Here is a 14,482-nt window from a genome sequence, read left to right on the forward strand (position 1 = left end):
GTCGGGGACCGCGTCGCACGACCCGTTGGCTATTGTCGAGCGATGACCCCGAGCGAGCAGATTGCAGCCCCGTACGGATCGTGGACGTCGCCGATCACAGCAGCTGATCTCGCTGCAGGTGGGCACCCCGTCGAGGGCGGACGATACGTCGGCGACGAGATCTGGTGGGCCGAACTCCGGCCGACCGAGAGCGGTCGGACGTCGATTCGTCGGTCTGGTCTCGACAACCAACCCGTCGACATTCTCCCCGCGCCGTGGAACGCGCGGACCAGGGTTCACGAGTACGGCGGTGGCGCCTGGACCGTCACGGAGTCCGGGAAACTGGTCTTCAGTGAATTCTCCGATCAGCGCGTGTACGTCCTCGACGGCCTCACTCCGCGGGCTCTGACGCCAGAGCCGGCGTCGCCGGCCGCGCTGCGGTACGCGGACCTGCAGATCGTGAACGGCGAAGTCTGGGCGGTTCGGGAATCGCACGCTGTTGACGGGACGATCACGCGCGACATCTGTGCGATTCCGCTGGATGGCCCCGGTGAGATTCGCTCGATCGTCGGCGGATCCGATTTCCTCTCCTCGCCGAGGCTTTCGCCGAGTGGAACCAAGATCGCCTGGATCGCGTGGAATCATCCCCAAATGCCCTGGGACGGTACCGAACTACGGGTCGCTTCACTCGTCGACGGCGTCGCGCAGGCGTACTCCGTGCTGGTCGGTGGACCCGAAGAGTCTGTCCTGCAACCGGAGTGGATCACCGACGACGAGCTCTACGCAATCAGCGATCGCAGCGGCTGGTGGAACATCTATCGAGTCGGCGCGGAGATCACCCCGGTCTGCCCGGCGGATGCGGATTTCGGTGGGCCGCAATGGCGATTCGGCGCGCGCTGGTTCGTCGAACTCGACAACGGACACCTTCTCACCGCACGCAACGTGGGAACCGACACACTGGCGGTACTCGACCCGGCGTCGGGAGAACTGCGCGACATCGCGATCCCCGGCGTCACCAGCATCGGCCTCATGCAGGTCCGTGGAGACCGGCTGCTGCTCACCTCGGGCGGAGCAAAGCTGGCGGGTGCGCTACGTGAACTGAACCTCGGTACCGGCGAACTCGAAGAAATTCGTTCCTCGGTCGAAGGATTGCCCGAGTCCGCCTATCTTCCGGAAGCGCGAGCCGTCGTCGCCCACGGACAGGGACGAGAAGTGCATGCCGTCGCGTATCCGCCGCGCAGTCCGCGGTACAAAGGTCTCGACGGTGAACTGCCGCCGTACGTCGCGTTTGTTCACGGTGGCCCGACGGCACACGTTGCACCGGCACTGAACCTCGTCTACGCCTTCTTCACCAGCCGCGGAATCGGCGTCGTCGACGTAAATTACGGAGGGTCGACCGGTTACGGACGTGAGTATCGCAACCGACTGCGCGGAGAGTGGGGCGTCGTCGACGTGCAGGATGTCGTCACCGCCGTCACCGGGTTGGCCGAGCAGGGGCTTGCCGATCCGGCCCGCCTTGCCATCGAGGGCGGATCTGCGGGTGGATGGACCGTGCTGGCCGCACTGACGACGTCCGACGTGTTCGCTTGTGGTGCTTCCTATTTCGGCGTAGCCGAACTGGACCTTTTTGTGCAGGAAACTCACGATTTCGAATCGCGCTACGTCGACGGTTTGATCGGCCCGCTACCGGAATCTGCCGACCTGTATGCGGAACGTGCTCCGCTCAACAACGTCGACGGGTTGAACTGCCCGGTGTTGCTGCTCCAGGGTCTCGACGATCCGATCGTGCCACCCTCGCAGGCGGAGCGATTCCGGGATGCCCTGGTGGCCAAGGGCATTCCGCACGCGTACCTGGCCTATGAGGGTGAATCTCACGGATTCCGCAAGCAGTCGACCATCATCAGCTCACGTAACGCCGAGTTGTCCTTCTACGGACAGGTGCTCGGATTCACCCCACCCGGCATTCCGGCGCTGGAGCTGTGGGAGCCGGCTAGTACCTGACCGGCCCGCGCGAGAAGGCCGCCGTGATCCGACCTGTCACGAGCGACGGAGTCGACAGGTCGGACCAGGTCCACCTCGCGACCTGCCAACCTGCGTCACGGAGCCGGTCTTCGCGGAGTTTCTCCTTCCAGCGCACGTCCTCGGCGCTGCGACCGGCGGGCACCAGTCGGCCGTACTTGATGCGGCCGTCGAACTCTCCGACAGTGCGCTGTTCAAGCCACAGGAAGTCGACGCGACCGACCAGCCCGCGAGCGTCGTGGATTTGACCTGTGACTCGGGGAGCGGACTTTCGGCCACCACCTCGCCGACTCCGGGACAGGTGGACGACATCGAGCGGAGTGCTCCAGAGTTCGAAACCGTGCAGCACCGCAGCCGAGATGTGGCTGACAGCGGCACCGGGTGATGCTGCACCGGCCACGGCCTCGACTTGCAATCGATGTCGTCCGTTGGCATCGAGGCGGGACAGTTGGTCCGGCCTGCGGATGATATGTGTCTGTTCCCCCATGTCGATCGGTCACCACTTGTCCACAGTGCGAACTGGTTTCACCTCACTGGAGGGGGTGTTTTGTTAACGGAAACGGTGGCAGGTTCTCGACGTTGCGCCCGGGCATTCCTTGCGTTCGGAGCGTTTGCGTGCCACGCTGTAGAACTATGACTACAGGAAAGGCGGACACCGCCACCGTCGCGTGAGCGCCGCACCGATTCGCTCGTCGGCATCACGTCGAGCGACATTGCCCGAGAACTTCAATCTCTTCGATGAAGACAGTCAGGCCCTGGAAAAGATCCGCGACGTTTGGCTCGAACGCGGATTGTGTACTCGTCCCGCCGATCGATCGACCGCGGAATCTTCTGTCGTGCAACTGTATCGGCGATCCGGGCTCTCAAAACCGGAGTTTGTCTGGGTCCCGTCTCCCCGCGCCGGTTCGGACCTGATTGCGACCGAAGAGCTGTTGACCAAGATGTCTGTGGACGGCACCGGACTCGACTGCCCATCTGGGTATATCGCGAGCATGTTTGCGGCATCGCGCCGACGCATGGACGCGCGAATCGAACGTCGGAGAACTGACTGGCAGATAGAACGCCGGCAGAGGGAACGCCTGATCAGGGCATCCGTTTGGGAATCGTTGCACACCACGCTGTTCGACGGCGTCGCAGCTGCGATACGAACGACGTTGACCCCGGTGGCCGGCAGGGTGACCTGGTACGGACAGCAAGAAGCCCATCGAATCGCGTACTACGAGACGTTCCGTCGATATGGTCTTGCGACATTCGATTCGGAAGATCGTGAGCTCCTGGACGTGCAAACGGCGCTGGCTGACTCGACCGGGTGGTGGTGGGCGTTCGACAGTGTGTGCATCATGGCTGAACGACCCACCGCCTTGAATGCCGAACCGATTCCGGGCAGCGTGCAGGGAGCGCGGCGGTTGCACCATTCCGATTCCCCTGCAATCGAATTCGACGACGGCACAAACGCGTTCGTTCTGCACGGGGCGATCGTTCCCGACTGGGTGGTGCTCAACCCGACCGCCGAACGGATCGCGCAGGAGCGCAATGTCGAGATCCGCCGATGTGCGATCGAGCGCATCGGCTGGGATACCTACATTGATAGTGCCGGACTGACGCTGGTCGACGAAACTGACGATCCCGGCAATGCAGGTTGTCTCCTGCAGCTCTATGCGTCGCCGGAAGGCTGGGGCCGAAGTGGGCGAATCCTACTCGCGGTCAACGGCTCTCTCGAACGCGATGGGCATCGGCGGCGATACGGACTTCACGTGCCGGGATGGTTCACGTCCGCGATGGATGCCGCCGGCTGGACCTACGGTATCACCGGTGCCGACTATGCATGCCTCGTTCGCCGAACCTGAACGTCAAACCCACCTCAACCTCAAACCCCAGGTGATACATATGAACTCGAACATGACCTTGTCCGCTCTTACCACCCTTACCGGCCTCGATGTCTTCGACTATCTCGAGAAGGAAGTGTCCATTCCTGTGGTCGACGGTCTTCAGGCACAGGGCGATCTCATCGTGATCCCGTTCTCGCTGCTTGCGAACATCGTCGCGCCGTTGCCGTGGACTCGATCCGTGACTGTTCCGCTCTCCGGAGTGGAACTGCTGCGGAGCGCGGCGGGCGGCAACCCTCACAGCTTGGTTGCAGACGCAGGGGAGTGCACCTGGTCGACACCGGTGAAAGATGCTCGGGGCCTTGCGCTCGGCGTGCTCGACACCCGAGTGACCGCGTACCTCATCCATCCGGAGCACGGCGCGACCGGTATCGGCCCGGGGCGTTATGTCATCGGACGGCAGCAGGAAAGGGGAGTCGGGCGTGCGCGCGGTGCGGTGATGCTTGTCGCTGATTGACACGCCGGCCTCGAGTTTGGCGGGGGAGTGAGCACCACTTGCATAGGGCGAGCACCGGTTTCCGCGTGCTGCACTGTGTGCTGGGTCGAGGGAAAGGGTGCTCGGTCGGCTAGGGGCTCCCATTCAAACGCGAATGCCCCCACCATGACGGTGAGGGCATTCGCGTGTGGTGCGTCTACTTCTTGCGGCCGGGAGCCTTTGCGCCGGCCTTGAATCCGAGCCCGCCTGCCTTGGGAGCGGGTGGCGCGGCAGCAGGAGCCGGAGCTTCTGCGGGTGCGGACGCCTCAGGTGCTTCGGCGGGTGCTTCCGCCTTGACGGGTTCGGCCTCCGCGGTCGGTGCCGGGGCCGCAGCGGGAGCTGCCTTCCGGGCACCGGGGGCCTTTGCGCCCGACTTGAATCCGAGTCCGCCGGCCTTGGCAACCGGTGGAGCCTTCGGGGCTTCCGCCTCGGCGGCCGGAGCCTCTGCAGGTGCAGCAGGTGCAGCAGGTGCAGCGGCGGGTGCTTCGGGTGCAGCGGCAGGTGCTTCAGAAGCAGGGGCTGTCTTCGCTCCAGGCGCCTTGGCTCCGCCCTTCATCTGCAGTCCCTTGCCGCCGGGAGCCTTGGCGCCGGAGGCCAGGCCGAGGCCCTTCGGCTTGGCGACGGGTACAGCAGCTTCGGGTGCTGCAACCTCAGCAGTGGGAGTTTCCGCTGCCGGTGTGGCCGCAGCCTTCGCTCCGGGTGCCTTGGCAGCGCCCTTCATCTGCAGTCCCTTGCCGCCGGGTGCCTTGGCTCCGCCCGCAAGACCGAGGCCCTTGGGCTTCGCCGCAGGTGCGGCGGGTGCTGTGGCTTCGGCAGCGGGAGCTGCGTCGGCTGCAGCGGGAGCAGCCTTCTTGGCGCCGGGAGCCTTTGCTCCGCCTGCCATTCCGAGTCCCTTGCCGGGTGCCTTGGCCCCGGGAGCTTTCGCGCCGGGTGCCTTGGCAAGGCCCTTCATGGCCAGGCCCTTGCCGGCGGGTGCGGCCTTGGCCTCCGGAGTCGCGGCTGCTTCCTCGACTTCGGCGACCCGATCCTGCTCGACAGTTTCGGCCTTTGCCTCAGCAGCGACCGGTGCCTTCTCCCGCGGGATCACCTTGATGTTCTCGGTGAGCTTGGTGGGTTCGAGGCGGGTGACGGAGTTGAGCATCAGCTGTGCGACGTCGACAACCTCGACGCCTTCGCCCTGGCCTTGCTCCTGACGGGCAGTGACGCCGTCGGTGAGCATGACGCGGCAGAACGGGCAACCGGTGGCGATCTTCTTGGGGTTGGTGGAGAGCGCTTCGTCGACGCGGTCGACGTTGATGCGCTTGCCGATGTTCTCTTCCATCCACATGCGGGCGCCACCGGCACCACAGCACATGGAACGTTCACCGTGACGCGGCATTTCGACGAGCTTGGCGCCGGAGGCTTCCATGAGTTCACGGGGAGCGTCGTAGACCTTGTTGTGGCGTCCGAGGAAGCACGGGTCGTGGTAGGTGACGTCTTCGCTCACGGATGCAACGGGGATCAGCTTCTTCTGGCGCACCAGACGGTTGAGCAGCTGGGTGTGGTGCACGACCTCGTAGTCGCCGCCCACCTCCGGGTACTCGTTGCCGAGCGCGTTGAAGCAGTGCGCACAGGTGACGACGATCTTGCGCTTGCGCTGCTCGATACCGTCGAAGACCGAGTTGAGCATCTCGATGTTCTGCATTGCGAGCTGCTGGAACAAGAACTCGTTGCCGGCACGACGCGCGGAGTCGCCGGTGCAGGTTTCGTCGGCGCCGAGAACCATGAACTTCACTCCCGCGGTGGCGAGGAGTTCAGCGACGGCCTTGGTGGTCTTCTTGGCACGGTCTTCGTAGGCGCCGGCGCAGCCGACCCAGAAGAGGTACTCGTAGTCCTCGAAGCTGTCGGCGTCCTTGCCGAAGACGGGGATCTCGAAGTCCATCTCGTTTATCCAGTTGAGACGGTCTTTGGAGTTCTGGCCCCAGGGGTTGCCCTTGTTCTCGAGGTTCTTGAACAGTCCGGCGAGCTCGGAGGGAAATTCCGATTCGATCAGGACCTGGTAGCGACGCATGTCGATGATGTGGTCGACGTGTTCGATGTCGACGGGGCACTGTTCGACGCAGGCGCCGCAGTTGGTGCAGCTCCACAAGGTTTCGGCGTCGATGACCGGGGCCATCTCACCTTCGACGGTTTCACCGACGAGCTTGCGGTCGGCCTCGAGGCGTGCGGCCTCCGGGATCGCGGCGAGGGCGGCTTCCTTGACGTTGCCCTCGCTGTCGACGAGACCGATCTCGTCGCCACCCATGTCCTTACGTCCACCAGCGAGCAGGTACGGGGCCTTGGCGTAGCCGTGATCACGGAGCGACATGATGAGCAGCTTGGGGGAGAGCGGCTTTCCGGTGTTCCACGCGGGGCACTGGGACTGGCAGCGGCCGCACTCGGTGCAGGTGGTGAAGTCGAGCCAGCCCTTCCAGGAGAAGTCTTCGATGTTTCCGGCGCCGAGGGTGTCGGTGTCGGGGTCGACGTTGTCCATGGTGAGGGCTTTGCCCTTGGACATCATGGGCTTCGCGGCGCCGAGGGCGACGGTGCCGTCGTCTTCACGCTTGAAGTAGATGTTGAAGAACGCCGAGAAGCGGTGCCACGCGACGCCCCAGGTGATGTTGCGGCCCACGATCGCCAGCCAAATCATGCCGGTCATCAGTTTGACGAACGCGAACACCGAGATCATGACGGGGCTGGCGGGAAGCAGTTTCGCGACCTGCATGGTGAAGAAGTCGGTCCACGGGTTGGCGTGGCCGTAGGTCGCGATCTTGCCGGCCTTGACCATGATCATGCCCAGGCCCTCGAGCAGGACGATGCCTTCGATGACGTAGGCAGCCTTGAAGTTGGAGCCGCCGAATCGGGACAGGCGCGCCGGCAGACGCGGGTGGTTGAGCTGACGGATCACGATCAGCGTGGTGATACCGATGACGGTGCCAAGGCCGAGGATCTCGTCCCACAGGTGCCACGCCCACGTGTTACCGAAGATAGGCCAGTGGAACTCCGGGTTGAACGTCTGGCCGTAAGCCTCGAACCAGAGCAGGAATCCGCCGAGGAAGCCGACCATGACGAGCCAGTGGGCCCAGCCGACGCTGCGGAACTTGTTCATGCGCGTGTGCGCGATGAACTCGATGATCATCTGCTTGAAGCGAGGGAAGAACGGGCGCCATCGATCGGGTGCCGACTGGCCGATGCGCACGGTGTTGAACATCCTCAATGCACCTGAGAGGAAGATGTACCAACACACCAAGCTCAGCAGTGCACCAATCGTGCCCAACGTAATCGTCAGGGCATTCATGTCGCGGCCTTTCGTTTCAGGGCGACGCGTCGGCCACCTCGGGACAGCCCACTGATACTAACCTGCGTTATGTTACCCGCCAGTAACTAGCATTACCAGCCTGTAGGTACCGGCTGGTAACCGCTCGTGGCCTGGAGAGATCAATCTTCTGCGTCGGACGGGCTTGGTCAGACGCAGACATGTCTGGTCGTCACGTTAGGCGGTGCCCATCAGGTGTCTATCTGTCAGGCAGCCCTAACTCGGGTTCCGAGCAGGTGAGGACAACCGACCGACTGTTATCGTTACGCCCGTCACGCACAGGGGAAACGGGTGGCGTGAGTCATCGACTTGCGCCCGCCCGATCCCGGGGAGGATTGAAAATGTTCATTCGTAAAGCTGCGGCCGTCGCAGCGATGACCATTGCCGCTATGGGCATCGCTGCAGGTACTTCTTATGCAGCTCCGGAGACGTCACCCGACGTTTCGTACACCGCCGAGGTCGTCGACCAGGCTGTCGTCACCACCATCGACGCTGGGGCATTCCGAGTATCGGGTGACGGAACACACGTCGATCTGCAGAACAGCCAGGGCGCAACTCTCGTGAGCCTGCCGCTCGCGTTCAACCTCGGCGACGTTCAGTTCCCGTTCGACGAAACCGTCAGTGAGGACGGCAAGACCCTCACCCTCAAGCCGAACCTGGATCCGGCCAGCTCCAAGCCGAAACCGGTCGCTGCCGAGTTCACCCCGGTGGCTTCGCCTGACGAGGATCAGAAGGCCATCGAGAAGTTCCAGTCACAGCTCGGGCTTGCCACGCAGATCGGTAGCCTCACCGGCACGATCGTCGGTGCAGTCATCGGTTGCATCGTGGGTTTGCCCGGCCTGGTTATCGGCTGCCTGCCCGGCATGGTCACCGGCGCCGGTATCGGTGGAGTCGCCGGTACGATCCTCGCCGGCGGCGGAACCGCCATCGTCGCGGGTATGGACCTGATCAAGGTCCTGAACGCTCCGGCCGGAACAACTCTCTTCCAGTAAGCAGCTGTTCCAGTAGAACGTCACAAACGCCGAAACGGGCGCCACACCTTCTGAAGGTGTGGCGCCCGTTTTGCTACCTCGGTTAAAGCATGCGATCAGTAGTCGCGAACCTTCAGGCCTGGATTGGCCGCGAGGATGTCGTTGATCGGCGTCGCGTACTGCGTCGGTGCTTCCTGTCCGAACAGCGTCTCGGCCTGTGCGATCTCGCACAGGGGGGAGGTGGCGACGTTGGAGGCACTCGTGATGCCCACTGCCAATGTTCCGGAGACGATGGGGCCACCGCTGTCACCCTGCAGGACGCAGATGTTGGTGGTGAAACCGTTGTCGAGCGTGTGATCCAAAACCTTGGCGACGCGGTTGACGCCGGTGACGACGCCGCAGCTGAAGCCGGTGGTCGATCCTGCCTTGCATACCGGGGCGCCCACAACAGGATCGGCGGTACCGGTGATGTTGACCGAACGGTTGAACGGGACCCGCACGCTGTTGTTCTCGAAGCGGTACTTCGCGTTGTCGTCGATGTTGATGACCGAGTAGTCGCGCCCGTCGAAGCTGCTCTTGGCGAAGTATCCGACGCGGGGTCCGGTCTGGTTGTTCACCATAGGGAAGACCTGGCTGGAGTTCGAGGTGCCGGCAGCGGCGCGGTTGGGATCACAGTGGCCGGCGCTGATGTTGACCGTGCGTCCTGAACCGTCGGTGCCGTTGAATCCGAACGAACAACGAAGTCCGGTGTTGCCGGAGGTTGCGCCGAAGGCGTCTCCGCCCAGTGCGGCGTCGCCGGTTGCGGACCCGGTTGCGGGGATGAGGTCCGCGACGATCGGGGGAACCAGCAGCGGAGCAGCGGTGTGTACAACTGTCCGTTTCAGGAATTCAGGCAATTCGATGCCGGCGGCAGGATCGGCTGTAAGGGCAACTCCGTTGCCGACTACATCGACGGCAATGCCACGCACGAGGTCTGCGACCTCGGCAGGCTGCGAATCGAGCCACGCGTTGAGTGCCGAGAGTTGGCCGTGCAGGGCCTGCTCGCTCTGAGCGACGTCCTTGACCTCGAAGCCGGCCTTCTCGGCGGCCTCGCGGGCAGCGTCCTTGTCGCGACCGTCAGCGAGAGCGACGACTCCCTTGCCGAGGTCGTCGAGCCACACGCCGGCAAAGGAGTCGGGGAACTGGACGCGCGCGATGGCGGCGAACTCCGCGAGCTTCTGCGCGAGTTCGGAACGCGAGACGAACTGGTCGGGCGTCAGTGCCAAGTCATGCTGTAGAGCTTCGGCGAGTTCGACGGGCAGATGGGCTGCCTGATCGGATACCCCGGATTCGTTCGGTTCTGCGTTCGCGACCGCGGTAATCGGTCCGAGGAGCAGCAGCGCGGCCGAACCGAACACTGCGGCACGACGTGCGATGGAGCTTCGCATGAGGGCCTTTCCACTTCGTTGACCGCGTACCACCCCCCTGGGAGCACACGGATACGGCTCACGGACTTGTGTGAGCCGATCACAGTCGACCATGACTATATGGGTTCGAACGCACTAATCCCACCCGTTACAGGAGCACACAGCGCTGACTCTGGCCGACGACAGCACTGTGCCCGCCGATCGAGATACGGATCGGCGGGCACGGTGAGTGGATCAGGGTTGGTCAACCCGCAGTGCGAACGCGGATTCCGGAACCGACGCCGCCACCGGATGCGCGATCTGCCGCGTCGAGAATATCTCCGACCGGAATACCGAGATTCGAGGTTCCACCCGAGGTCGCCAGTACCAGGTTCGCTTCGTTGCAACTGGGGGCGCCGCTGCTGTTCGAGCCGCTGGTGATGCCCAGCGCCAAGGTTCCGGAGACGATGGCGCCGCCGCTGTCGCCGGCGAGGGTGCACGCGGTACCGGCGAATCCGCGGACGGTTCGCGAATCACCGTCGGCCATGACTAATTGTGTTTCGACTCGATCCGCCGCCACGACGCCACAGGTGAAGGAGGACGTCTGGCCCGACTTGCAGATGGGGGCGCCGATCACGGGACGTGCTGTTCCGGTGATCGCCAGGGTGGTGCCGTTGGCGCCGCGGACGGCAGCGCGATCGAGGCCGGCGTCGATGCCCGACTGGTCGAACTTGATGACCGAGTAATCGAGATCGCCGGCGTTGTTGCCGACGGAAGACTGTGAGAAGGCGCCGATCAATTGACTGTCGTCGACGTTCGCGTGATTCGGCAGGTAGACCGGCGACTTCGAACCCTCGGCCGGATTGCAGTGTCCAGCACTGATATTGAGTGCGTTGTTCTGATTGTCGACGGCGTTGAACCCGAACGAGCAGACCGAGATGTTCTCGGTCGGCGTCTCGCGAATGGGGCCCGTCGACGTGATGTAGGTGTCGCCGCCGAGCGCTCGGGGGTCAACCGATCCGCCACCGTCCGGGCTGAGAACGATTTTGGTGTTTTCGAGCAGGGTCGGAAGATTGAGTGCCTGCCCGACGGGGCTGTTCGCGACGTCGATGACGACCTGGTTGTTCAGGACGTCGATAGTCGCCGAATTGACTGCGCGTGAGATTTCCTTGGGCAGCCCGGCAATCCATCCGTTGACGTCGGCCAGTGTCTTCTCGAGAGTATCGGCGGAGACGGGGGCGACGTGCGTGCGGTAACCGTCGTCGGCGGCGATGCGTGCAGCTTCGGTAGTGGTGACGGCTACGACGGGTTGACCGTCGAGTCCCATCCACGAGCCGGCGTAGTCGCCGGGGCGCTCGGACTTGAAATCCTGGGCGTACGCACCGAGCTCCTGAGCTTTGGCAGCGCGGTCCAGGTACTCCTGCGGGGAGATCTTCAGATCGCGTGTGATTGCCTCGACCAGCTCAGCCGGAAGCTGGTCGGCTTCGAGCTGTTCGACATGCGTGTCGGAGGCGGGCTCTGCCGATGCCGTCGTGATGAATGGAGCTGCGAGCAGTAGTGCCGAGGCGCCGACCACAGCAGTGCGGATCGCCAACGAGTTAGGCATGAAATCCCTTCAAGTCCCCGGCACCAAGCCGGTAGGTACCGCACCCACCATAGGGGAAAAATTTTGACGAGGAATATGTGCCTTCCCTCGAACAGTTGAATCCTTCTGTTTAACTTCGCATTCCGGGTCTCGGGCCACTGGCATTGCGGGCATGTCGGGATTCGGGACCACCAGGTCGGGTACTTCCGACGGGAGCGAGGTCGCTGATTGCGAAACCGCTCCGGACGGACTCGCCGCGGTGGCGGGCGTGGTGCCGGGGGACATGGAGCTTGTGCGTCGAGAATTTTCGGGTGCCGGAACCGCTCGGCATGCGTGCTCCATTTCGTGTGAAAACTCTCCTTGAGAGGAGATGCGCAGGCCTTTGCGCAACGTGCAGCTGACTATTTGTTCGTCGGTGTCATGCTTCGAAGGATGGTGAGCAATTCCGAACGAGACTGTGCCCCGACGCGTCGCTTGATGCGTGCGACATGGTGCTCGACGGTTTTGGCGGAGATGTAGAGACGTTCGCCGATTTCCCGATACGTCAGGCCGACGACTACGAGTTCGGCAACTTCTTGTTCGCGCTCGGTGAGAACCGACGGTGGTGTCGCGCTGTCGGCCGAATCGGTTGCATTCGTCTCGGCCGTCGACGTTGTGCGTAGCGAGCGCGCGACGTGGAGCAAGGCCGTCGCCGATTTGGTGTCCGGGGTGCGCAGCGCTGCTTCGCCGGCGAGGCGGGCCGCGTCCCAGGGGAGTCCGATTCGGCTGAGCGTTCGCGCGGCGGCTTCGACTTCGTCTGCGTTCACGGTGCCCTGCATGAGTAGGAGCCACTGGCGTCCGGCGGTCGCCAAACCGGATGCGTAAGTGTGGGTTTTTGCTGATTCCGCGAGTACATGCGCGTGTGGAAGAAGGTCGGCCGGCGACTGCGCGAGGATCGATGCCTGGACGCCGTACCAATGAAGCGGCGAAGACCACAGCGGCGGCTCGCCGAGGGCACGGAGGAGTGAGCGCGCGTCGTCGACAAGATGCTCGACCTGCTCGGCCTCGTCGAGTCGTACTGCCGCAAGCCACAGTTCGCCGATGGGAAGCAGATTGAAGAGATCCACGCTGCAGGACGAGAGGGCGCCTGCCGCGCCGGACCAAGCCCGACGCAATTGAGCGAGATCGCCGGAGCGCCGAGCGAGACCCACGATCAGAGCATGCAGAAACAGTGCGTCACGTTCGCGGAGGGGACCGCGGACTACCTCTTCCGGTAAGTCTTCGACAGCAGTGTCGTTCCCACGGATCATCGCGATCCAGGCACCGAGAATGTGAAGTCGTGCCCACGTGTGACTGCTTGCGTCGTCGGCGGTGATCGCGGCGGTGACAACAGCGGCGGCGCGTTCGTGGGCACCGTTGTGCAGGAGCGCCAGCGCGACGAGTGCCGGGGCGGAATCAGGCTGGAATTGCGAGGTGTCGGCGCCGCCGGGGAGGGAGAGCGCGCGTGACATTGTGTTGAGCGCACCCGGTGCACTCACCGTTACCGATTGCATCAATCCGTTGGCCAGAGTGGCAGCGCCGACCGTGGTGCTCGACGGTGATCCGGTGTGCCCGGTGAGCGCCGCGTTCGCGTCGTCGACCTTGCCGATGCCTAGGAAGGTGATTGCGGCGAAGGGGGATTCGCTTCTGGTGCGCTCTGGCCCGAGCCAGGCGTAGAGATCTGCAGCAGCGCCGAGTTGACCACAGCTAGCGGATGAAGCTGCGCGGATCCGCACTGCCGTCGCCAGTTTCGCGGTGTCGAGATCGGGTTCGGCGATGACGGAATCTGCCAGGCGGCACGCAGTGTCGAGGTCACCACTCCGAGCCGAGACCTGGGCGTACAGCAGCGTGTCGGCCAGGTCGAGAGGCTCGATCGAATGCACACGACGAAAGAGATCTGCCGCGACCGCCGGCATGCTGGCGTCGATTGCGTCTCGTAGTACGGCCGTGAGATCACGGTGGCGGATGCCGGAGTCGAAAAGTCTTCGTGCTGTGTCGATGTCGAGAGTTCGCGCGTGCGCGCGTGATTCGACGATTCTGATCAGCTCGCTGCGGATACGCCCTGTGCTGGTCGACTCTGCCAAAACGCTCGCGACGAGAGGAGATCGCGACCCGAACAGTCCGGTCGCCAGTGCACGGTCGAATGCGGCTGTGAGGCTGAACTTCTCCTGTCCCAGATCGAGTTCGAAAGAGTCGATGTCCGGGACGGCGAGTGAAACCTCCAGGATCTCCCGCTCGATCGGATGCAGAGCGGTGACCTGATGGAGAAAATGTGTGCGTATGGCCGGCGCCATTTCCGGGCGGCCCGCCGAGGCGGCGGCGAAGTACGCTTCGACGGCCCCGAGGGAGCCCCCGGCAAGGTGCTCGAGCGTCAGCACGGCACGGTCGTCGAGTGGGACCCTTCGCTCTGCGGCGATCTTCCGAATATCGGATCGGTTCAACGGGTTCAGGTGAAGGACGGTACCGAAACTCGAGATGTTCGCGTAGATCGGTGCAAGTGGAGGATCGATCCGATCGGAGGCGATGACAACTCCGAGGTCGTCGCGTTGAACAAGCTCGTTCAGGGCTCGGATTTCATCGGAGGTCAGAGCCTGCGCGTCCGCGATCACCACAATCGCATCGGCCGGGGCATCATGTGCGAGCGTGGTGACCACGGGCTTGTCACCCGATTCGATTCTTTTCCGCACTGCCCTCGACACTTGGGGCCGAGCGCTGGCGTCGGTCCCGGTGAGGAACAGGCGCAGTGGCGATGCAGTCAGATCAATGCCGCGCAAAAGTCCTGCGATGTAAGACGATTCGGTGCCGCTGTCACGGTTCATCGAAAGCCTGC

The 14,482-nt window shown here is 63.6% G+C and carries 9 protein-coding genes; 4 read left to right on the forward strand and 5 right to left on the reverse strand.

What is annotated here, in order from left to right; translation table 11 throughout:
• Positions 1-42 precede the first annotated feature (42 nt).
• Positions 43-1,980 carry a prolyl oligopeptidase family serine peptidase gene (locus ACSW29_RS07970; protein WP_448276996.1) on the forward strand — a complete coding sequence of 646 codons (1,938 nt, stop codon included), beginning with the start codon at positions 43-45 and terminating at the stop codon, positions 1,978-1,980.
• Here ACSW29_RS07970 and ACSW29_RS07975 read toward each other — a convergent pair.
• Complete coding sequence (locus ACSW29_RS07975; RefSeq protein WP_448276997.1) at positions 1,970-2,485, reverse strand: hypothetical protein; 516 nt, start codon at positions 2,483-2,485, stop codon at positions 1,970-1,972. The two genes, ACSW29_RS07970 and ACSW29_RS07975, sit on opposite strands and share 11 nt — an antisense overlap.
• 181 nt (positions 2,486-2,666) lie before the next feature.
• Here ACSW29_RS07975 and ACSW29_RS07980 point away from each other — a divergent pair, with 181 nt between their 5' ends.
• Both ACSW29_RS07980 and ACSW29_RS07985 read left to right on the forward strand, forming a co-directional pair.
• Positions 2,667-3,845, forward strand: coding sequence for a DUF6745 domain-containing protein (locus ACSW29_RS07980; protein WP_448276998.1), 1,179 nt, complete (start codon positions 2,667-2,669; stop codon positions 3,843-3,845).
• Between the two features lie 40 nt (positions 3,846-3,885).
• Positions 3,886-4,341 carry a hypothetical protein gene (locus tag ACSW29_RS07985; protein ID WP_317828193.1) on the forward strand — a complete coding sequence of 152 codons (456 nt, stop codon included), beginning with the start codon at positions 3,886-3,888 and terminating at the stop codon, positions 4,339-4,341.
• Positions 4,342-4,516: 175 nt separating this feature from the next.
• On the opposite strand, the gene ACSW29_RS07990 is transcribed toward ACSW29_RS07985, so the two are convergent.
• Positions 4,517-7,675, reverse strand: a complete 3,159-nt coding sequence (locus tag ACSW29_RS07990) for a (Fe-S)-binding protein (protein ID WP_448276999.1) — start codon at positions 7,673-7,675, stop codon at positions 4,517-4,519.
• Between the two features lie 359 nt (positions 7,676-8,034).
• Here ACSW29_RS07990 and ACSW29_RS07995 point away from each other — a divergent pair, with 359 nt between their 5' ends.
• Positions 8,035-8,685: an ammonium transporter gene (locus ACSW29_RS07995; protein WP_230816366.1), complete on the forward strand. Its 651-nt coding sequence runs from the start codon at positions 8,035-8,037 to the stop codon at positions 8,683-8,685.
• Between the two features lie 95 nt (positions 8,686-8,780).
• On the opposite strand, the gene ACSW29_RS08000 is transcribed toward ACSW29_RS07995, so the two are convergent.
• The 3 genes from ACSW29_RS08000 to ACSW29_RS08010 form a co-directional block, all read right to left on the reverse strand.
• Positions 8,781-10,091 carry a S1 family peptidase gene (locus ACSW29_RS08000; protein ID WP_448277000.1) on the reverse strand — a complete coding sequence of 437 codons (1,311 nt, stop codon included), beginning with the start codon at positions 10,089-10,091 and terminating at the stop codon, positions 8,781-8,783.
• A gap of 223 nt (positions 10,092-10,314) precedes the next feature.
• Positions 10,315-11,655, reverse strand: a complete 1,341-nt coding sequence (locus ACSW29_RS08005; protein ID WP_448277001.1) for a S1 family peptidase — start codon at positions 11,653-11,655, stop codon at positions 10,315-10,317.
• A gap of 380 nt (positions 11,656-12,035) precedes the next feature.
• Positions 12,036-14,471 carry a LuxR C-terminal-related transcriptional regulator gene (locus tag ACSW29_RS08010; protein WP_317828188.1) on the reverse strand — a complete coding sequence of 812 codons (2,436 nt, stop codon included), beginning with the start codon at positions 14,469-14,471 and terminating at the stop codon, positions 12,036-12,038.
• Between the last annotated feature and the right edge of the window lie 11 nt (positions 14,472-14,482).

It is taken from the genome of Rhodococcus sp. GB-02 (genome assembly GCF_053470465.1).

Excerpts from the sequence above, each read along its gene's own strand:
- ACSW29_RS07975 (WP_448276997.1), bottom strand. The coding sequence starts at position 2,485 with ATGGGGGAACAGACACATATCATCCGCAGGCCGGACCAACTGTCCCGC.
- ACSW29_RS07990 (WP_448276999.1), bottom strand. The coding sequence starts at position 7,675 with ATGAATGCCCTGACGATTACGTTGGGCACGATTGGTGCACTGCTGAGC.
- ACSW29_RS08010 (WP_317828188.1), bottom strand. The coding sequence starts at position 14,471 with ATGAACCGTGACAGCGGCACCGAATCGTCTTACATCGCAGGACTTTTG.
- ACSW29_RS07970 (WP_448276996.1), top strand. The coding sequence starts at position 43 with ATGACCCCGAGCGAGCAGATTGCAGCCCCGTACGGATCGTGGACGTCG.
- ACSW29_RS08000 (WP_448277000.1), bottom strand. The coding sequence starts at position 10,091 with ATGCGAAGCTCCATCGCACGTCGTGCCGCAGTGTTCGGTTCGGCCGCG.
- ACSW29_RS07985 (WP_317828193.1), top strand. The coding sequence starts at position 3,886 with ATGAACTCGAACATGACCTTGTCCGCTCTTACCACCCTTACCGGCCTC.
- ACSW29_RS08005 (WP_448277001.1), bottom strand. The coding sequence starts at position 11,655 with ATGCCTAACTCGTTGGCGATCCGCACTGCTGTGGTCGGCGCCTCGGCA.
- ACSW29_RS07995 (WP_230816366.1), top strand. The coding sequence starts at position 8,035 with ATGTTCATTCGTAAAGCTGCGGCCGTCGCAGCGATGACCATTGCCGCT.